Origin of the sequence: Vibrio aquaticus (genome assembly GCF_003970385.1) — a bacterium.
Taxonomy (GTDB): domain Bacteria; phylum Pseudomonadota; class Gammaproteobacteria; order Enterobacterales; family Vibrionaceae; genus Vibrio; species Vibrio aquaticus.
In genome coordinates this window covers 30,542-49,223 of the sequence record NZ_RXZH01000011.1, presented here as the reverse complement: position 1 = coordinate 49,223, position 18,682 = coordinate 30,542, and the positions used below count along the sequence as shown (strand labels likewise).

Genomic DNA, 18,682 nt, shown 5'->3' with positions numbered 1-18,682 from the left:
GCGCGAAATGCGCCTTTTACTAACATTTTGTAACAATATACTATACCGGATGTTTGAAACAGTCATCAAGGTTTTTGGCTACCGCTCTTAGCACATCTCGACGTGTGATAATCCCGACAAGCTTTCCTCCATCAATCACTGGATACACTTTTGGTTTACCCACTTGCATCATATCGGCAAGCTCAATGATGGAGGTTTCAGATGTGACGGAAAGAACTTCTTGGTGCATACAGTCGGCTACGATATGGGTATCTTGACAGTAATAACTGACTTTGACTAACTTATCGAGTAGATCCTGACCCGATAGAAAACCAATCACCTCTTTCTGCTCATTAATCACCGGGCCGCCCAAATACTTCGAGCCCATCACCTTATCTAATGCGGCACTTAGCGACATTTCTGGGTTAAAGGTAACCGCTTGCAATGTCATATAGTCTTTTACTTTCAATGATTCCATTTGCGTCTCCTTAACGTGCCTAGCGCGGCATGTATATTGTAATTGTTGTCTAATTTCTTGATTTTACTAAATTGAAATCGATTATTTTTCTAATAGGCATTACCTATCACTTTTTGACAAACAGCCAGAGAGTCCACCCCGCCTAGGTTAAATGAGAAATATAGAGCAAAAAGGAAATCACAGAATTACTTAAATCTGAGACGTACGTTCAACCTATTCTATTGGTATAGGGAACGGCGATTGATAGAGGTGGCGGGTGAGATTGGTAGCGTTATTCAGCCTTAAGTTTAACGAACACTCATCCAGTATCTCTATTTTTTCAACAACAGCTAAACTGTAAGTAAGTGCTTTGGAAAAGATAGGAGTGTGTGGTGTGAATTCAACTTTCTCAGCTCAAATCGCCAATAATCCAGATTTAATGCACTCGGTGTTCGAGTCGTTACCGGAACCGACTTTTCTTATCGATAAGTCCGGCACTTATATCGAAACTTGGGGAGGACGTGACATCAAACGTCACCATGACCCATCGGCCTTAATTGGGCTAAATCAGTATCAAGTCTTACCCGCCGATAAAGCCATTTGGTTTAGCCAAGTCATCGTCGATGTCATTGATAGCCAGACCGCTGCAGAAATCGAATACAGCTTAGACCCTAAACAACTCCCCTGTTTTGATGGCATTGAAGGACCAAGCGAAGTGCAACACTTTAGTGCTTTAGTGATTCCTCTCACCGAGACAGACCACGTTCTTTGGACAGTACGTAACATCACTGAATACAAAAAAGCACTTGATACCTTGGCCAAGCAACAACTAAAACTTGAACGGCTGACCTATATTGATCATTTAACCCAAGTGTATAACCGTTACGCGCTCGATTCCCTGCTGCCAGACGCGATTGAAATGACCAAGCTGAAATCAACCGGTGCAGCTCTACTCATGATTGATATTGATTGCTTTAAGCAATACAACGATACCTACGGCCATATCAAAGGCGATGACGCACTTGTCGCATTAGGCTTTACGTTACGCAATTGGGCTTTGGAAGGAACGCTGTGTTTTCGTTATGGCGGGGATGAATTTCTAGTGTTCATTCCAAACTTATCCGAAGAAGAGAGTCTTAACAAAGCGCGTGAACTGCAGTCAAAAATTCACCAACTTGCTATTCCTCATAAGACATCAGCTGTGGGTGAGTTCTTTTCAATTACCATTGGAGTGCAATACTACGGCACAGTGCCTAGCGAAATGAACGCGGAACAATTTATCGCGGTTGCTGATAAAGCTTTGTTTTATGCCAAGAGCCAGCAACGAGGTTCCATTCATCAGTTTTGTGAGAATAAAAAAAGCCCCCTATCGCTAGGGAGCCTTTAGATTCAGAATGAAACTTATTACTACTTCTGCCAGCGTTCTGCCGCTTTAGCGTCTGAGTCTCTTGATTCAACCCAGCGCGTCGCTTCCGTAGTCCTCTCTTTCTTCCAAAACGGGGCTTTGGTTTTTAGATAGTCCATCACAAACTCACACGCCTCAAACGCCGCGCCTCGGTGAGCACTGGAAACACCAACAAACACGATTTGGTCGCCAATGTCCAAATCCCCCACTCGGTGAATCACTCGAATGGTCAGTAGCGGCCAACGTTTCTCGGCTTCATTACAGATTTCGCCTAACGCTTTTTCTGTCATGCCTGGATAGTGTTCTAGAGACAATCCCGTGACGTTATCGCCTAAGTTCATATCACGAACTTTACCAACAAAAGTTACCACAGCACCCGCTGCAGTCCCTTCTGCCAGCGCATCGTATTCTGCGCCAACCGAGAAGTCTTCAAACTGAACAGAAACTCGAGTGTCCATCATTAGCCACCTGTGACTGGAGGGAAGAACGCCACTTCATCACCTGATTGAAGAGAATGATCAAGCGGTACAATCGACTGGTTCACAGCAGCAAGAAGCTTACCTTCTTCTAGGGCGATATCCCACTTACCTTCTTGTTGAACCAAATGCTGACGAACGGCCTCGACTGTCGCGAAGTCACCCTCTAGCTGAAGCTCATCCGTTCCAACTAGCTCGCGAGTTTGCGCAAAGAACAGTACTTTAATCATGCATCCACCTTAAAGTGTCCTGATTTTCCGCCTGTTTTCTCTAGTAGACGAACTTGACCGATCACCATGTCTTTTTGAACCGCTTTACACATATCGTAAATGGTTAACGCCGCAACCGAAGCCGCCGTAAGAGCTTCCATCTCTACGCCGGTTTTACCCGCAAGCTTACAGACAGACTCGATGCGAACCATGTTTTCAGACTCGATCGCTTCTAATTGCACTTCAACTTTTGAAAGCAACAGCGGGTGACACAGTGGAATCAGATCCCATGTTTTCTTCGCGGCTTGAATACCGGCGATACGCGCTGTCGCAAACACATCGCCTTTATGATGTGAACCTGAAACGATCAGCTGCAATGTTTCAGGCGCCATATGTACGAACGCTTCAGCACGGGCTTCACGCACGGTTTCAGCTTTAGCAGAAACGTCGACCATGTTTGCTTCACCAGAAGCATTGATGTGAGTAAATTCGCTCATGAGTCGTATCCTCGGTTAAACCGACAGATGCGGCATGAAGTTACATGGGCGGTGGCTTGCATCGAGCTGTTGCTTAATGATCTTCGTCCAACCCGTACGACACGCACCTGTTGAACCAGGCATAGCAAAGATGACTGTATGGTTAGCAAAGCCTGCAATCGCGCGAGATTGAATGGTTGATGTACCGATTTCTTCATAAGAAACCATACGGAACAGTTCACCAAAACCTTCTACTTCTTTATCAAATAGCGGTTTTAGCGCTTCTGGCGTGCTATCACGAGAAGTAAAGCCCGTACCACCAGTAATCATAATGGCTTGTACTTCTTCGTCAGCAATCCACTGAGAGACGATTGCACGAATCTTGTACATATCATCAATAACGATTTTCTTATCAACTACGTTGTGGCCCGCTTCTTTTGCGTGCTCAACAAGGTAACCACCTGATGTATCGTTCTCTTCTGTACGAGTATCTGAAACCGTTAGTACCGCGATGTTCGCTGGTTGGAATTTGCTTTCTGCGTGACCCATTTGTTCACCTATTATTTCAAAAGTAATGTTCGCACTAAGCCACAGGCCTAGTCAGAAGGAGTTTGATTGGAAAGATCAGCCACCAATAGACGCTAAATGCGGAGTCATGCCTGAATTTCCATCATGAAGGAAATGGCTGACCGATTTAGTTTGCAGCTGCCCTTGAATTCGTTCGATTAACGCGGCTTCTTGCGAGTCTTGTTGAAGCAAGTCTCTGAGCTCTACGCCGTGATCACCAAACAGACAAAGGTGTAGCTTACCGGTTGCAGAGACGCGCAAGCGGTTACAGCTTTCACAAAAGTCTTTTTCATACGGCATGATCAGGCCGATCTCGCCTTGGTAATCTGGATGGACAAAAACCTGAGCCGGGCCATCATTCTTGGCGCGCACTTTAAGCAGCCAACCATTGGCGATCAGCTGATTTCGAATCGCAACACCCGAAACATGATGGCGTTGAAACAGCTCATCCATTTCGCCGGTTTGCATCAGCTCAATGAATCGCAATTGGATTGGGCGGTCTTTAATCCAGTTCAGGAAAGCTGGTAATTCATGAGCATTTAAGTCTTTCATCAAGACAACATTGACTTTAACTTGCTCATAGCCCACTTCAAAAGCGCGATCGATACCCGCCATAACTTGAGTGAACTTATTCTCACCGGTAATTTGATGGAACATGCGAGGATCAAGGCTATCAATACTGACATTGATATGAGTCAGCCCTGCCTCTTTCCAATCAGCGACCTGCTTTTCCATCCGGTAGCCATTGGTAGTCGTCGCCACTTTACTGATTCCGTCCGTCGTTGCCACGGTATGAATAATGTCAGTAAAATCTTTACGCAGACTCGGTTCACCACCGGTAATACGCACTTTTGACGTACCACAATCAGCAAACGCTCGTACGACACGCTTGATCTCAGGAAGAGCTAAAAAAGACGAGTTTTTCTGCCCCGAAGGTTTATAACCATCAGGTAAACAGTAAGTACATTTGAAGTTACAGACGTCTGTAACGGAAAGTCGCAAGTAATAAAACTTGCGATGAAATTTATCTTCGAATTGTTGCGCCACGGAACACCTTTCCAAACACGGGAGGCAGAGTCATTTCCAACTGTGCCCTTGTGACAACATGTCACTGGCTCACCACGCTTATTCATCTTTTTGAACTTAGCTTACTGAGCTCGGAGTTATGGCAACTACCGCTATTGTGGGTAGTAGCTAGACTATAAAATACTTAATAATTGTGTGTGTTTCTACCTCTAAACCGAAAAAATCCTGCTTAGGGCTCATTTTACCTATTCTTGAGTAGGGGTTATTAATGCAATAATCTAAATTGTAGTTGGTTATAAATAGAAATAGAAATTCAGCATGACAATTTACTCGACAAAAAAGATCGTTGCTGTTGGTGGTGGACATGGCTTAGGTCGAATGTTGGCCGCACTGAAAGAGTTTGGATCTAACGCCACTGGTATTGTTGCAACCACAGATAATGGCGGCTCTACCGGACGCATTCGCCACTGCCAAGGCGGCATTGCTTGGGGAGATACTCGCAACTGTATTAATCAGTTAATCACCGACCCTTCGATCAGTTCCATGATGTTTGAATATCGCTTTAAGGGTGCAGGCGAGCTCGATGGGCACAACTTGGGTAATTTGATGCTGACCGCACTCGATAACCTGTCAGTTCGTCCTCTCGATGCAACCAATCTGATCCGTAATATGCTCAAGGTTGATGTGAATATTATTCCAATGTCAGAACACCCTTCCGATCTTAAAGCACTATCTACTGATGGGCGTTGGGTAACGGGAGAAACCAGCGTCGATGAAATGCCTGAGAAGCTATTGCGCTTAGATCTAGAGCCTGAAGTTCCTGCTACCCATGAAGGGGTCATGGCCATAGAACAAGCCGATGCGATTATCTTAGGCCCAGGCAGCTTTTTGACCAGTATCATGCCGCCATTGTTGCTGCATGAAGTGGGTAGAGCGATCGCCAACAACATTAAAGCTAAGTTGATTTTTGTTGAGAACTTATCGCCAGAATTTGGCCCTGCGGGACAGATGAGTTTACAAGAAAAATTAGAATGGTGTGAACGTGCTTGCCGTGGCAGAAAAGTGGATGTGGTTCTCGGTGAAACGCCTCACCCAGAGTTGTCAGAGTGGAATTGTGTCACTCTACCGCTTGCTTCACCGAACCGAGACTGGCGACATGATCGAACGAAACTGCAACAAGCGGTAGAACACCTACTAGGGCAATAACCCGACTAAACCAATTGTTGGTATCTCTGTTGGGTCTGTTCTAACAGAGATACCATTCTTGCCTTTTCCACTTCTAGGTTTAATGCAGTACCTGATTTCGCCTCCGCATCAATTTCCATCGAGCAAGCACATAATGCTTCCGCACCGAAGCTGGCTGCACTGCTTTTAAGAGCGTGACTGATCTCTTTCAAATACTCTTCTTGCTCTGAATCGGGTTTGTTAGCCAAATTATCAAGATACATCGCTAACTCACCAAGAAAGATTTCGAGTAAAACAGGAACATTGTCTTGGCCAATTTCATCCGCAAGTTTGTTGATTTTATTTTGATTTAAAATTTCCACTACTGTACTTCCTTGGCGTTCCACGCTTGGAGTTTTCGATAAATGGTTGATGGACTGACATCCAAATAGCCTGCCGCTTTCGGTATATTGCCATCACACGCTTTGATCGCTTGTTCAATGGCATTTTTTTCCGTTAGCCACAATGGAAAAATATCTTGCACTGAGACACTGTCGTTCTGCGGAAGAGTTACTCGAATCTCATTCGCTGACGGTTGGTTCAGAGGCGGGGGCAACATTTCAAGATGTATTTCACGACCATTGTTCAATACCACCACATTGCGCAATACGTTCTGCAGTTGTCGAACGTTACCTGGCCATTCATAACGAGCAAAACGCTCTACGACCTCTGGCGCTAAGCGAATAAAGTCTTTGCCCTCTTCCTTAGACATAAAGCCCAACAGCGAGTACGCAATTTCAATAATGTCGTCGCCACGCTCGCGTAAAGGCGGCAAATGAAGAGGAATAACGTATAGGCGGTAATACAAATCTTCACGGAAACGACCGGCTTCAACCTCTTTCCATGGGTCACGGTTGGTTGCACAAACAAAACGTACATCCACACTCTTCATCTTGGACGAACCGACCTTCTGGAAGGTACCAGTCTGAATAAAGCGTAGCAGCTTAGTTTGCAGCTCGAGGTCCATTTCGCACAATTCATCAAGGAACAAGGTCCCGCCATCGGCCAATTCCGCAGCGCCTTGTCGATCTGTCGCCGCACCGGTAAAGGCACCTTTAACATGGCCAAACAATTCACTTTCAATCAAGTCCTTTGGAATCGCGGCACAGTTAATGGCAATAAATGGCTTATCACCGCGCTGGCTGGTAGCGTGAATCGCTTCGGCACACACCTCTTTACCGGTACCACTTTCACCGGTAATGAAGATGCTCGCTTTACTGCTTGCGGCTGAATCTATGGTGCGATACACCGCTTGCATGGTTTGGCTACTGCCGATAAACCCTTGATAACCTTGGCTACCCGCGTTTTCGGCATCATTTTTAAGTTTCTTCGCCTTACGCAGTGCATTGTTGACGGTAACACGCAGGCGGTCAGCCTCACACGGTTTGATCAGAAAGTCTTGTGCGCCATGACGCATCGCTTCAACAGCAGTATCAATCGAGCCGTGTGCCGTCATGAAGATGACCGGGACATCAGGATTCTTCTCTTTCACGGCGTGAAGAACATCCATACCCGTCATATCTGGAAGGCGTAAATCCAATAAAATGAGATCAGGCGTTCGATAATTGAGGCTATCAATCGCATCTCTACCGGTACCCACAATATTGATATCGATTTTAAGTGGAGTGAGATAAGAGCGATATAAGGCCGCGACGGAGGCGGTGTCCTCCACCATTAGGAGATATTTGGTCTTCGCTTTCTGCGTAGTTTGTTGCATAGCCTAGCCATAGGTGTGTTTGCATTTTGTATAAAGCATTGCATCACGCTTTGCATTTTGCAATTTAATTACAAATTCTGGCTAATTAATGGTGACGGAGCACTCATTTTAAAGGGGATGTCAGACTGGCACAGTATCTGCTATATATTCATTGACCCTAACGGGTCACCTAGCCAACTGACGTTGTTAGTGAACTTAGTATTCACAAATAACAGCCAATAGATTTATGTTTCTATTGGCTATTTTTTTGTCTGACGTTCAGGACTCTGCCTTTAGCTGTTGGTAATAAACTGCTTGCGAAGTTGATCAATCTCGTCACGTTTTTGCGCTGCCAGTTCAAACTCTAAATCTTGGGCATGCTGATACATTTGAGCTTCGAGCTTACTGATCTCTTTCTCTAGCTGCTGCGGCGTCATCACATCATAGTTTTGCGAAGACTCGGCCACTTTCGACAACGGTACCGCTTTACTGGTGCGCTGTTTCTTACCCTTAGCGATGTCCCCTAGCTCCATAATGTCTTTCACATTGCGTTTAAGCGCTTGCGGCTCTATCCCCATCTTCGCATTGTATTCTTGCTGCTTTTCTCGACGGCGACTGGTTTCACCCATCGCTTTTTCCATCGACTTAGTCACACGGTCAGCGTAAAGAATGGCTTTACCCGAGAGGTTTCGTGCCGCTCGACCTATGGTCTGAATCAATGAGCGCTCTGAACGCAAGAAACCTTCTTTGTCTGCATCAAGAATCGCCACCAGCGATACTTCAGGCATATCAAGGCCTTCTCGAAGTAAGTTAATACCCACTAACACATCAAACTCACCCAGTCGTAGATCTCGAATAATTTCGACACGTTCCACGGTATCAATATCGGAGTGAAGGTAACGCACTTTCACATCATGTTCGGTGAGATATTCTGTCAAATCTTCCGCCATGCGTTTCGTCAATGTTGTCACTAACACACGTTCATCTTTGGCTGAACGAATACGAATTTCAGACAGCAAATCATCAACCTGTGTTGCCACTGGGCGCACTTCCAATTCAGGGTCGAGTAGGCCTGTTGGTCGAACAACCTGATCGGCAATTTCAGTGTCAGATTTTTCGAGTTCATAGTTACCCGGTGTCGCCGAGACAAAGATAGTTTGAGGCGCGATCGACTCAAACTCTTCAAACTTCATCGGACGGTTATCAAGCGCAGATGGTAGTCGAAAACCAAACTCGACCAGTGTCTCTTTACGTGAACGGTCACCCTTATACATCGCGCCAATTTGCGGAACAGTAACGTGCGATTCATCAATGATCAGCAGACCATCATGAGGCAGGTAATCAAATAAGGTCGGTGGCGGCTCACCCTCTTTGCGCCCACTGAGATAGCGAGAGTAGTTTTCGATACCGGAACAAAAACCAAGCTCATTCATCATTTCGATATCAAATTGGGTACGTTGTGAAATGCGTTGCTCTTCGAGCAGTTTGTTGTTCTCAAGCAAGTACTTTTTGCGGCCTTCAAGTTCAACTTTGATCTCTTCAATCGCATCTAGAATACGCTCACGTGGGGTCACATAGTGGGTTTTTGGATAAATCGTATAACGAGCAAGGTCACGTTGCTTCACTACGCCCGTGAGTGGGTCAAAAATGCTAATACAATCAATCTCATCATCGAACATTTCGATTCGAACAGCATCTTGCTCTGATTCTGCTGGAAAAATGTCGATAACTTCACCACGTACTCTGAACTGGCCTCGCTCAAAAGCCACATCATTACGACTGTATTGCAGTTCAGCGAGACGGCGAAGAATATCGCGCTGATCCATAATGTCGCCACGGCGAATGTGTAGCATCATTTTCAGATAGGAATCTGGATCACCCAGACCATAGATCGCAGAGACGGATGCGACAATGATGGCGTCTTTACGTTCTAACAAAGCTTTTGTCGCAGACAGTCGCATTTGCTCAATGTGTGCATTCACCGAGGCATCTTTTTCAATAAAGGTGTCGGTGGTCGGCACATAAGCTTCAGGTTGATAGTAATCGTAGTAAGAAACGAAATACTCAACCGCATTGTTTGGAAAGAACGACTTCATTTCGCCATAGAGCTGTGCTGCTAGCGTTTTATTCGGTGCAAGCAGGATGGCAGGACGTTGCGCAGTGGCAATAACATTCGCGAGAGTAAAGGTCTTTCCCGAACCTGTTACACCTAACAAGGTTTGATGGGCTAGCCCTGAATCTAACCCGTCAAGCAACTGCTTTATGGCGGTTGGCTGATCCCCTGAAGGTTTATAGTCAGACACCAAATCAAAAACTTTACTCATATTCCATCTCTGCTTTGCGTATAAGTCATCCGACTATTGTGTCTGTATATATATACAGACACAATAGCTGACAAAGAAATTAATTGCTGTTTTTCGTAAACTCATCATCAGTCGCTAGATCATTCTTTTTGAACCTGATATTATGCTCCGCCCGCTCGTTCTACACCCTGTAGAAACCTCTTATTTAGCTCACAGCTTATTCACATTATTTCTCATTTTTTCTACTTTACCCACACATCGGATCAGCTACCGAACAACCACACTACAGAAACAAGTTTATAACAAAACCTTGTTGAGCAAGTATTTACCTCACAGTAGAAGCGCTTCTCTCCTCGCCAAAACTCAACAGATTTTACAAAATTATGACTTACTCAAATTTAACACACACAGTTATCCACAATTTTGGTGGATAAGTAAATATAGCCCTTGCTCCATAAGGGATACAGAAAAGTAAAGAAAGAAATTCATCGAAATAGCATAATTTTTTCACGTTCGGATATTGACACTTACTGTGGCGCTTCGATAAGATTCGCCCCGCTTAAACGCAATTCCTCCTTAGCTCAGTTGGTAGAGCGACGGACTGTTAATCCGCAGGTCGCTGGTTCGAGCCCAGCAGGAGGAGCCAAATTCCAGAAAAAAGCCCAATCGTCTGATTGGGCTTTTTTCGTTTCCATTACCCAAGATTATACGCGTTAGTATTCGCCCTTCGTCCTCTGACAACTTTCTTTATCCAAACACAGACTTAATTCCTCAAATTTACGTATAAAAATTACGCATTAATGTAAAACCTTATCTTTCCTTGGTTGTTATTAGCCTTGCAAAGCACGATAATATCGGGATCGGAATTTCTTAAATAAATAACTATGACCGAATATCTTTTGTTGTTGGTGGGCACTGTCCTAGTCAACAACTTTGTACTGGTAAAGTTCTTGGGCTTATGTCCATTTATGGGCGTTTCTAAGAAACTGGAAACTGCAATTGGTATGGGGTTAGCAACCACGTTTGTGCTGACCTTAGCATCGGTGTGCGCGTACCTTGTTGAAAGCTACATCCTAGAACCACTCAATCTGCAATATCTACGAACCATGAGCTTTATTTTGGTTATTGCTGTTGTTGTGCAGTTCACTGAGATGGTGGTTCACAAAACCAGCCCGACTTTATATCGACTGCTGGGTATTTTCTTACCTCTGATCACGACCAACTGTGCCGTACTCGGTGTGGCGCTGCTTAACATCAATGAGAACCACAATTTCATTGAATCGATCATCTATGGCTTTGGTGCTGCGGTTGGCTTCTCTTTAGTACTGATTTTGTTTGCCTCTATGCGAGAGCGTATTGGAGCGGCCGACGTTCCTACGCCATTTAAAGGCGCATCAATTGCGATGATCACTGCCGGATTAATGTCTCTTGCCTTTATGGGCTTTACAGGTTTGGTGAAGTTGTAATGAGTTCAATAATAATCGCCATCATTGCCATTGCTGTTTTGGCCGCGATTTTTGGTGCGATCCTTGGCTTCGCTTCCATCCGCTTCAAAGTGGAAGCAGACCCAATCGTTGATCAAATTGACACTATCCTTCCGCAAACTCAATGTGGCCAATGTGGCTACCCAGGTTGCCGCCCTTACGCAGAAGCCATTGCCAATGGCGATGACATCAACAAATGTCCTCCAGGTGGCCAAGCGACCATTGAGAAATTGGCTGATTTGATGGGCGTTGAAGCTACTGACTCAGCTCACGACCTAGAAGACGCAGTAAAAACTGTGGCATTTATCCATGAAGATATGTGTATTGGCTGTACCAAATGTATTCAAGCTTGTCCTGTCGATGCAATCGTCGGTGGTACTAAAGCTCTGCACACAGTGATTAAGGATGAGTGTACTGGCTGTGATTTATGTGTTGCACCTTGCCCAACAGACTGTATTGAAATGATCCCCGTAGAAACCACTACGGCGAACTGGAAGTGGCAAATGGACGCCATTCCTGTTGTTGATATTACCGATGCTGCATCGAAGCAGACGATCGGGAGTTAAGGACTGGTATGTTGTCATTAATCGAACAAATTAAATCAGGTGCACTGTGGACTTTCCCGGGTGGCGTTCACCCTGCCGAGAACAAAGTCCAATCGGTAAAGACTTCGATTGCTCGTGCTCAAATCCCGGCGGAAATTATTCTTCCGATCAAACAGCATATCGGTAAGCCAGGTAACCTCACCGTAGAAGTTGGCGATAAGGTATTTAAAGGCCAAGCGCTGACCAAGTATGACATGAGCTTCATGCTGCCTGTTCATGCTCCAACTTCGGGACAAGTGACGGCCATCGAGTCGAGAACAACAGCCCACCCATCTGGCTTAAACGAGCTATGTATTGTTATTAAGCCCGACTTTGAAGATACATGGGTTGAGTGTGATGCGTGGCCAGACTTTAGCCAACGTACACCTGATGAGTTAATTGAAAAGATCCGCCAAGCGGGTGTTTCAGGTATGGGTGGCGCAGGCTTCCCAACCGCTAAAAAAATCCAAGCTGGCTTAGCTCGTACTGACATCCTAATCATCAATGCCGCTGAATGTGAGCCTTACATCACCGCTGACGATATGTTGATGCGAGAAAACGCCGCTGACATCATCCAAGGCATTGAGATTGTCGAGCATATCTTAAAGCCAAAATTGACCGTGATTGGTATCGAAGACAACAAACCAGATGCGATCAAAGCTTTACAGAAAGCCGCTGAGCACAAAGATATCGTCATTCGCGTAATACCAACAAAATACCCGTCTGGCGGCGAAAAGCAGCTCATTAAGATCTTAACGGATAAAGAAGTGCCGAACGGTGGCATCCCTGCTGATATCGGTATTTTGGTTCAAAACGTGGGTTCACTATACGCCATTAAACACGCCGTCTGTGAGGGTAAAGCGTTAGTTGATCGTGTCGTCACTTTAACAGGTGATACGTTTAAACAGCCGCGTAATGTTTGGTCGCTACTCGGTACTCCGGTTCAAGCACTACTCGATGAATTTGGCTACAAAGCAGATAAAAAGCTACCTCGCCTAATCATGGGTGGCCCAATGATGGGCTTTACGCTTCCCCATGCTCAAGTGCCAATTACCAAAACATCGAACTGTATTTTAGCGCCAACTCGTAAAGAAATTTCTCCAAATCAATACGAGATGGCCTGTATTCGTTGTGGTCAATGTGCAGAAGCCTGCCCAGCGTCATTACTTCCTCAACAGCTTGTTTGGCATGCCAAAGCCGAAGAGTTAGATAAGTGTGAAGAGCTCAATATAAAAGATTGTATTGAGTGTGGCGCCTGTGCCTTTGTATGCCCGAGTGAAATTCCTCTGGTTCAATATTACCGCCAAGCGAAAGCAGAAATTCGTACTCGTAAAGAAGAGGCCGAAGCAGCTGAACGTGCGAAGATTCGATTTGAAGAAAAGAAAGCGCGTTTAGAAAGAGATAAAGCTGCTCGCGAAAATCGCTTTAAGAAAGCCGCAGACGATCGCCGCAAAGAGATGAAATCGACTGGTGGCGATGATGCGATTGCTGCAGCGATTGCTCGAGTCAAAGCGCAGAAGTCTGAGTCAGCACCAACCGAAGAAAAAGCCGTGAAACCAGCGGTTGCGGCGGCTATTGCTAAGGCCAAAGCGAAACAAGCTGCAGCGATGGCGAGTGGCCAAGCAGAACCTGATAACTCAGAAATGGCGAAGCTGCGAGAAGAGCGTAAACGCCAAGCTCGTGAGAAAAAAGCCGCTAAAGAACAAGCGGGCGAAGTAAGCGCTTCGGATAGTAAAAAAGATGCGGTAGCCGCTGCAATCGCCCGTGCCAAAGCGAAGAAAGCGGAGCAGGCACAAGAGAGTGCTGAACCAGTAGAAGATAAAAAGGCCGCTGTCGCTGCTGCAATAGCTCGCGCAAAAGCGAAAAAAGCTCAAGCCAGCGAAGCTGATAATACCGAAGCAACTCCTGAATCCGGTGACAAAAAAGCTGCTGTAGCTGCTGCCATTGCGCGTGCAAAAGCTCGTAAAGCAGAGCAGCAAGCCGAAAAAGCGGAAGCTGAACCGGAACAAGCAGACGACACTGTTAATGAAGATCCTAAGAAAGCTGCAGTTGCTGCAGCCATAGCACGCGCGAAAGCTCGTAAAGCAGAGCAACAAGCCGAAAAAGCAGAAGCTGAACCGGCACGAACTGACGACAGTGTTAATGAAGATCCAAAGAAAGCTGCGGTTGCCGCGGCCATTGCACGTGCGAAAGCTCGCAAGGCAGAGCAACAAGCCGAAAAAGCAGAAGCTGAACCGGCACAAGCTGACGACAGTGTTAGCGAAGATCCGAAGAAAGCTGCAGTTGCTGCCGCTATAGCACGTGCAAAAGCTCGCAAGGCAGAGCAACAAGCCGAAAAAGCGGAAGCTGAACCGGAACAATCTGACGACATTGCTAATGAAGATCCGAAGAAAGCTGCGGTTGCAGCTGCCATTGCGCGTGCGAAAGCTCGCAAGGCAGGGCAACAAGCCGAAAAAGCAGAAGCTGAACCGGCACAAGCTGACGACAGTGTTAATGAAGATCCGAAGAAAGCTGCAGTTGCTGCCGCTATAGCACGTGCGAAAGCTCGTAAAGCACAGCAGCAAGCTGAAAAAGCGGAAGCTGAGCCAGTACAAGCTGATGACATTGTTGATGAAGATCCGAAAAAAGCTGCGGTTGCTGCAGCTATAGCGCGTGCGAAAGCTCGTAAGGCACAGCAGCAAGCAGAAAAAGAACAACAAAAACAAACTGAGGAGAAAGAGTAGTGGCCTTCTTTATTGCCAGCTCACCCCATGCGCACAGTCGTAGAAGCACTCCTGACCTAATGAAGTGGGTAGCGCTGTGTGCCCTACCCGGTTTAGCTGCACAAACCTACTTTTTCGGTTGGGGAACTATCATTCAATTGTTACTGGCGATTGTGATAGGTCTAAGCCTTGAAGCGCTCGTTATGCTTGCGAGAAAGCGACCTCCGATGTCAGCCCTTCGCGACAACAGCGCGCTTGTGACCGCTTGGCTATTAGCGATAGCCATTCCACCACTGTCTCCTTGGTGGGTAATCACTATCGGTCTGATTTTTGCGATTGTGATTGCGAAACACCTTTATGGTGGTATTGGTCAGAACCTATTTAACCCTGCGATGGTTGCGTACGTCGTTCTTCTGATTTCCTTCCCTGTACAAATGACAAGTTGGTTATCGCCGCAAGAACTTCAAGCAACCCCTGTAACAGGTGGCGATGCATTCTCGCTCATCTTTACTGGATTCAATCTAGAAGGCTTATCGTTACAACAAATTCGTACCGGGATTGATGGCATCACCATGGCAACACCGCTAGATGCTTTTAAAACTGCTCTGACGACAGGCAGCACTGCAAGCGAAGCGATGACACAACCTCAATTCGGTAGCCTAGCGGGTATCGGTTGGGAGTGGGTTAACTTCGCTTACCTGATCGGCGGCCTTATCCTCATTAAAGTACGCGTGATCAATTGGCACATTCCTGTCAGCTTCTTGGTGAGCTTAACCGTGATCAGTAGCCTATTTATGTTACTGACACCAGGGACAACCGCATCACCAATGGTTCACCTACTTTCTGGTGCAACCATGTTGGGCGCATTCTTTATCGCCACTGACCCGGTTTCAGCCTCTACGACCGTGAAAGGTCGATTAGTCTTTGGCGCATTCATTGGTGCCATGGTGTTTATCATTCGTAGTTGGGGTGGTTTCCCTGATGGTGTCGCATTTGCAGTCCTACTTGGCAACATGTGCGTACCATTGATTGACTACTACACCAAACCAAGAACATACGGACACTAAGGGTTTATCATGATAAATGCTATTCGAAAAAATGGTGTCATATTAGCGGTCTTTGCCTGTGCATCGACTGGGGTTGTCGCACTGACCAATTACCTGACCGCTGACCGTATTCAACAACAAGAACAAAAGCAGCTGCTGTCGGTACTTAATCAGGTGATTCCTCATGAGCTTCATGATAATGACCTTTATCAAGCATGTACCTTGGTTACTGACTCAGCACTTGGTACTGACTCTGCGATGCCTGTTTATCTTGCTTCAATTAACGGTGAACATTCGGCGATGGCGATTGAAGCGATTGCACCGGATGGTTACAACGGTGCCATCAAGTTGATTGTGGGTATCGAAAGTAGCGGCAAGGTATCTGGCACTCGAATCTTGAGTCATCAAGAAACACCGGGGCTTGGTGACAAAATTGATCTTCGTATTACCGATTGGATCCTAGGCTTCAACGGAAAGTCTGTTGAGGACAACAACCAAGGTGACTGGAAAGTACGTAAAGATGGGGGTCAGTTCGATCAATTTACGGGTGCTACCATCACACCACGCGCAGTTGTGAAAGCGGTAAAAAATACGCTGGAGTATGTGAATACTCACCGAGAAGAAATTTTGGCTCAACCATTAAACTGTGGAGGCAATAATGAGTGATCATAAGACTCTGATAAAAAATGGTCTGTGGGACAACAACCCTGCTCTTGTCCAATTACTTGGCTTGTGTCCCCTTCTTGCCGTTTCTTCTACAGTAACCAACGCGCTTGGTTTGGGTATTGCTACCCTACTGGTCCTTGTTGGCTCCAACGTGACGGTTTCTTTAGTCCGTGACTATGTACCTAAAGAAGTTCGTATTCCTGTGTTTGTCATGATCATTGCCGCGCTGGTAACCTGTGTTCAGCTGCTCATGAATGCCTACGCCTATGGCCTGTACTTATCTTTGGGTATTTTCATCCCACTGATTGTGACTAACTGTATCATCATTGGTCGCGCTGAAGCTTTTGCCTCTAAGAATGACCTCCTACCGTCTGCTCAAGATGGTTTTTGGATGGGGTTAGGCATGACAAGCGTGCTTGTTGTGTTAGGCGCAATGCGTGAAGTCATTGGTAACGGCACCCTCTTCGATGGAGCTGATCTCTTACTGGGTGAATGGGCTACGGCTTTACGTATCGAGATCTTCCATTTCGACAACAGCTTCTTACTTGCGCTTTTACCACCGGGAGCCTTTATTGGTGTCGGACTACTCATCGCACTTAAAAATATTATCGACACGAAACTCGCCGCTCGTCAGCCAAAACAACAAAAACAGGCCATTGAGCGCGCTCGTGTGACAAACCAATAATAATCTGTATTGATTAACACAAGCACTGGAAAGCAGCCTCACAATGAACAAAGACAAACGAAGATTAATCCTAGAGCGTCTTAGGGAGAACAACCCAAACCCACAAACAGAGCTGAACTGGAGTACTCCTTTTGAGCTGCTGATTGCGGTGTTACTCTCTGCTCAAGCAACGGACGTGAGTGTAAACAAGGCAACCGATAAGCTTTACCCGGTTGCCAATACGCCGCAAGGTCTGTTTGATTTGGGTGTCGATGGCGTTAAAGAATATATAAAGACCATTGGCTTATTTAACTCTAAAGCCGAAAATGTCATCAAAACCTGTAAGATTTTGCTAGACCAGCACAATGGTGAAGTCCCTGAAAACCGAGAAGCGTTAGAAGCACTACCCGGTGTAGGTCGTAAGACCGCTAACGTGGTGTTGAACACCGCTTTTGGCTGGCCGACCATCGCCGTTGATACTCACATCTATCGTGTATCGAACCGCACCAAATTAGCCATGGGTAAGAACGTCGACCAAGTGGAAGAAAAGCTTCTAAAAGTCGTACCAAAAGAGTTCAAACTTGATGTACACCACTGGTTGATTTTGCATGGTCGCTACACCTGCGTGGCACGTAAACCGCGTTGTGGCAGTTGTATTATCGAAGATTTGTGTGAGTTTAAAGAAAAAGTTTATCCAGAAAATTAGGAGAGCAGACAATGTCAAACGGACGTATTCTACATACCATGTTACGCGTGGGTGATTTAGATAAATCTATCCAGTTCTACACTGACGTAATGGGCATGCAATTACTTCGTACCAACGAAAACAAAGAGTACGAATATACTCTAGCTTTCCTTGGCTACGGAGATGAGTCAGAAGGCTCGGTTATTGAGTTGACGTACAACTGGGGTACCACAGAGTATGACCTAGGCAGCGCATTTGGCCATATTGCAATTGGTGTTGATGATATTTATACAACCTGTGATGCCATTAAAGCTGCGGGCGGCAATGTCACGCGTGAACCAGGCCCAGTAAAAGGCGGTTCGACTCACATCGCTTTCGTAAAAGACCCTGATGGTTACATGATTGAACTTATTCAAAACAAACAAGCGTCTGCAGGTCTGGAAGGATAAGATTCTCTTAGTGAGTTAAAAATGGGACAGCAAACGCTGTCCCTTTTATTATACTTTACTTGATAATGATTATCACTTAATCTTCTATCCATTCGGAATGAGGAGAACGAACCAATGGGAATAACAGAATGGGAGAAACACACGTTACTTGCTGACATTGCAATGAAAGAGAGTGACCACCTGCGCAGTATTCTTCACTACCAGCAAGCCCTAACATTGAGCGAACGTATCGGCAGTGCAGAGGAAGTCGAGGTAGAAGACCGATTAATGATCTCCGTGATTTCTTGCCACAATATGGCCATGTTCTGGCGCCAAATTGGTGATGTGAAGTATGAACTTAAATACCTTCAGCTCGCCTCTGAAAAAGTGCTGACACTTGTTCCTCAATGCCCTAATACCCACTGTGATGCCTTTGTCGATTCGATGGGGTGCTGCAAAAAAGCCCTAATCGAGTTTATGAAGCGACACCCGAATCCAAAAATCGCTCAGTTGGTGCAAGATATCGACACTGCCACCAACTGCAACCTGATTGCTAAATTCCGTCTCAACTAACTCGGTAGATTCCCCAAGATCTCAAAAGGCCA

20 protein-coding genes, 1 tRNA gene and 1 riboswitch are annotated in these 18,682 nt (G+C 45.8%); of the genes, 12 read left to right on the top strand and 9 right to left on the bottom strand.

Going from position 1 to position 18,682, the window contains the following annotated elements; all coding sequences use genetic code 11:
* Positions 1 to 40: 40 nt before the first annotated feature.
* Positions 41 to 457 carry a CBS domain-containing protein gene (locus EJ063_RS17860; RefSeq protein WP_126575668.1) on the bottom strand — a complete coding sequence of 139 codons (417 nt, stop codon included), beginning with the start codon at positions 455 to 457 and terminating at the stop codon, positions 41 to 43.
* 373 nt (positions 458 to 830) lie between these two features.
* Between EJ063_RS17860 and EJ063_RS17855 the strand changes: the two genes are divergently transcribed.
* Positions 831 to 1,823 (top strand): GGDEF domain-containing protein, encoded by a 993-nt coding sequence (locus EJ063_RS17855; RefSeq protein WP_167469921.1) that lies wholly within the window; start codon positions 831 to 833, stop codon positions 1,821 to 1,823.
* A 20-nt stretch (positions 1,824 to 1,843) separates the two neighbouring features.
* On the opposite strand, the gene moaE is transcribed toward EJ063_RS17855, so the two are convergent.
* The 5 genes from moaE to moaA all read right to left on the bottom strand — a co-directional run bounded on the left by moaE (position 1,844) and on the right by moaA (position 4,616).
* The gene (gene moaE / locus EJ063_RS17850; RefSeq protein ID WP_126575700.1) at positions 1,844 to 2,299 is read right to left on the bottom strand and encodes a molybdopterin synthase catalytic subunit MoaE; all 456 of its coding nucleotides are present in this window, start codon (positions 2,297 to 2,299) and stop codon (positions 1,844 to 1,846) included.
* A gap of 2 nt (positions 2,300 to 2,301) precedes the next feature.
* Positions 2,302 to 2,547, bottom strand: a complete 246-nt coding sequence (moaD, locus tag EJ063_RS17845; protein WP_126575667.1) for a molybdopterin synthase sulfur carrier subunit — start codon at positions 2,545 to 2,547, stop codon at positions 2,302 to 2,304.
* Positions 2,544 to 3,023, bottom strand: a complete 480-nt coding sequence (gene moaC / locus EJ063_RS17840; protein ID WP_126575666.1) for a cyclic pyranopterin monophosphate synthase MoaC — start codon at positions 3,021 to 3,023, stop codon at positions 2,544 to 2,546. Before moaC ends, moaD begins: the two co-directional genes overlap by 4 nt.
* 15 nt (positions 3,024 to 3,038) lie before the next feature.
* A complete protein-coding gene (moaB, locus tag EJ063_RS17835; protein WP_126575665.1) occupies positions 3,039 to 3,551 on the bottom strand; it encodes a molybdenum cofactor biosynthesis protein B in 513 nt (170 codons plus the stop codon).
* A gap of 75 nt (positions 3,552 to 3,626) precedes the next feature.
* Positions 3,627 to 4,616: a GTP 3',8-cyclase MoaA gene (gene moaA / locus EJ063_RS17830; RefSeq protein ID WP_126575664.1), complete on the bottom strand. Its 990-nt coding sequence runs from the start codon at positions 4,614 to 4,616 to the stop codon at positions 3,627 to 3,629.
* Positions 4,605 to 4,744, bottom strand: a riboswitch (molybdenum cofactor riboswitch). It overlaps the preceding gene by 12 nt.
* A 169-nt stretch (positions 4,745 to 4,913) precedes the next feature.
* On the opposite strand from moaA, the gene yvcK reads away from it, so the two are divergent.
* Entirely contained in the window at positions 4,914 to 5,801 is an 888-nt protein-coding gene (gene yvcK, locus EJ063_RS17825; RefSeq protein WP_126575663.1) for a uridine diphosphate-N-acetylglucosamine-binding protein YvcK, read from the top strand.
* A gap of 5 nt (positions 5,802 to 5,806) precedes the next feature.
* On the opposite strand, the gene luxU is transcribed toward yvcK, so the two are convergent.
* From luxU to uvrB, 3 genes are all read right to left on the bottom strand, one after another.
* Positions 5,807 to 6,142 (bottom strand): quorum-sensing phosphorelay protein LuxU, encoded by a 336-nt coding sequence (gene luxU, locus EJ063_RS17820; RefSeq protein WP_126575662.1) that lies wholly within the window; start codon positions 6,140 to 6,142, stop codon positions 5,807 to 5,809.
* On the bottom strand, positions 6,142 to 7,536 hold the full coding sequence (luxO, locus tag EJ063_RS17815; RefSeq protein WP_126575661.1) for a quorum-sensing sigma-54 dependent transcriptional regulator LuxO: 1,395 nt from the start codon (positions 7,534 to 7,536) through the stop codon (positions 6,142 to 6,144). The genes luxU and luxO overlap by 1 nt, the downstream gene beginning before the upstream one ends.
* Positions 7,537 to 7,808: 272 nt before the next feature.
* On the bottom strand, positions 7,809 to 9,839 hold the full coding sequence (gene uvrB / locus EJ063_RS17810) for an excinuclease ABC subunit UvrB (protein WP_126575660.1): 2,031 nt from the start codon (positions 9,837 to 9,839) through the stop codon (positions 7,809 to 7,811).
* A 549-nt stretch (positions 9,840 to 10,388) separates the two neighbouring features.
* On the opposite strand from uvrB, the gene EJ063_RS17805 reads away from it, so the two are divergent.
* The 10 genes from EJ063_RS17805 (at position 10,389) to EJ063_RS17760 (ending at position 18,650) form a co-directional block, all read left to right on the top strand.
* Positions 10,389 to 10,464: transfer RNA gene (locus tag EJ063_RS17805), tRNA-Asn, on the top strand.
* Between the two features lie 238 nt (positions 10,465 to 10,702).
* Positions 10,703 to 11,284, top strand: coding sequence for an electron transport complex subunit RsxA (gene rsxA, locus EJ063_RS17800; protein WP_126575659.1), 582 nt, complete (start codon positions 10,703 to 10,705; stop codon positions 11,282 to 11,284).
* Positions 11,284 to 11,868, top strand: a complete 585-nt coding sequence (gene rsxB, locus EJ063_RS17795; RefSeq protein WP_126575658.1) for an electron transport complex subunit RsxB — start codon at positions 11,284 to 11,286, stop codon at positions 11,866 to 11,868. Before rsxA ends, rsxB begins: the two co-directional genes overlap by 1 nt.
* Positions 11,869 to 11,876: 8 nt before the next feature.
* Positions 11,877 to 14,609, top strand: coding sequence for an electron transport complex subunit RsxC (rsxC, locus tag EJ063_RS17790; protein ID WP_126575657.1), 2,733 nt, complete (start codon positions 11,877 to 11,879; stop codon positions 14,607 to 14,609).
* Complete coding sequence (gene rsxD, locus EJ063_RS17785; RefSeq protein WP_126575656.1) at positions 14,609 to 15,655, top strand: electron transport complex subunit RsxD; 1,047 nt, start codon at positions 14,609 to 14,611, stop codon at positions 15,653 to 15,655. Before rsxC ends, rsxD begins: the two co-directional genes overlap by 1 nt.
* Before the next feature lie 9 nt (positions 15,656 to 15,664).
* The gene (gene rsxG / locus EJ063_RS17780) at positions 15,665 to 16,300 is read left to right on the top strand and encodes an electron transport complex subunit RsxG (RefSeq protein ID WP_126575655.1); all 636 of its coding nucleotides are present in this window, start codon (positions 15,665 to 15,667) and stop codon (positions 16,298 to 16,300) included.
* The gene (locus EJ063_RS17775) at positions 16,293 to 16,985 is read left to right on the top strand and encodes an electron transport complex subunit E (protein WP_126575654.1); all 693 of its coding nucleotides are present in this window, start codon (positions 16,293 to 16,295) and stop codon (positions 16,983 to 16,985) included. Before rsxG ends, EJ063_RS17775 begins: the two co-directional genes overlap by 8 nt.
* A 43-nt stretch (positions 16,986 to 17,028) precedes the next feature.
* Complete coding sequence (gene nth, locus EJ063_RS17770; RefSeq protein ID WP_126575653.1) at positions 17,029 to 17,670, top strand: endonuclease III; 642 nt, start codon at positions 17,029 to 17,031, stop codon at positions 17,668 to 17,670.
* 11 nt (positions 17,671 to 17,681) lie between these two features.
* A complete protein-coding gene (gene gloA, locus EJ063_RS17765; RefSeq protein WP_126575652.1) occupies positions 17,682 to 18,098 on the top strand; it encodes a lactoylglutathione lyase in 417 nt (138 codons plus the stop codon).
* A gap of 114 nt (positions 18,099 to 18,212) precedes the next feature.
* The gene (locus EJ063_RS17760) at positions 18,213 to 18,650 is read left to right on the top strand and encodes a DUF2753 domain-containing protein (RefSeq protein ID WP_126575651.1); all 438 of its coding nucleotides are present in this window, start codon (positions 18,213 to 18,215) and stop codon (positions 18,648 to 18,650) included.
* Positions 18,651 to 18,682 lie beyond the last annotated feature (32 nt).

Excerpts from the sequence above, each read along its gene's own strand:
- EJ063_RS17860 (WP_126575668.1), bottom strand. The coding sequence starts at position 457 with ATGGAATCATTGAAAGTAAAAGACTATATGACATTGCAAGCGGTTACC.
- moaE (WP_126575700.1), bottom strand. The coding sequence starts at position 2,299 with ATGGACACTCGAGTTTCTGTTCAGTTTGAAGACTTCTCGGTTGGCGCA.
- moaD (WP_126575667.1), bottom strand. The coding sequence starts at position 2,547 with ATGATTAAAGTACTGTTCTTTGCGCAAACTCGCGAGCTAGTTGGAACG.
- moaC (WP_126575666.1), bottom strand. The coding sequence starts at position 3,023 with ATGAGCGAATTTACTCACATCAATGCTTCTGGTGAAGCAAACATGGTC.
- moaB (WP_126575665.1), bottom strand. The coding sequence starts at position 3,551 with ATGGGTCACGCAGAAAGCAAATTCCAACCAGCGAACATCGCGGTACTA.
- yvcK (WP_126575663.1), top strand. The coding sequence starts at position 4,914 with ATGACAATTTACTCGACAAAAAAGATCGTTGCTGTTGGTGGTGGACAT.
- luxO (WP_126575661.1), bottom strand. The coding sequence starts at position 7,536 with ATGCAACAAACTACGCAGAAAGCGAAGACCAAATATCTCCTAATGGTG.
- uvrB (WP_126575660.1), bottom strand. The coding sequence starts at position 9,839 with ATGAGTAAAGTTTTTGATTTGGTGTCTGACTATAAACCTTCAGGGGAT.
- rsxA (WP_126575659.1), top strand. The coding sequence starts at position 10,703 with ATGACCGAATATCTTTTGTTGTTGGTGGGCACTGTCCTAGTCAACAAC.
- rsxB (WP_126575658.1), top strand. The coding sequence starts at position 11,284 with ATGAGTTCAATAATAATCGCCATCATTGCCATTGCTGTTTTGGCCGCG.
- rsxC (WP_126575657.1), top strand. The coding sequence starts at position 11,877 with ATGTTGTCATTAATCGAACAAATTAAATCAGGTGCACTGTGGACTTTC.
- rsxG (WP_126575655.1), top strand. The coding sequence starts at position 15,665 with ATGATAAATGCTATTCGAAAAAATGGTGTCATATTAGCGGTCTTTGCC.
- EJ063_RS17775 (WP_126575654.1), top strand. The coding sequence starts at position 16,293 with ATGAGTGATCATAAGACTCTGATAAAAAATGGTCTGTGGGACAACAAC.
- nth (WP_126575653.1), top strand. The coding sequence starts at position 17,029 with ATGAACAAAGACAAACGAAGATTAATCCTAGAGCGTCTTAGGGAGAAC.
- gloA (WP_126575652.1), top strand. The coding sequence starts at position 17,682 with ATGTCAAACGGACGTATTCTACATACCATGTTACGCGTGGGTGATTTA.
- EJ063_RS17760 (WP_126575651.1), top strand. The coding sequence starts at position 18,213 with ATGGGAATAACAGAATGGGAGAAACACACGTTACTTGCTGACATTGCA.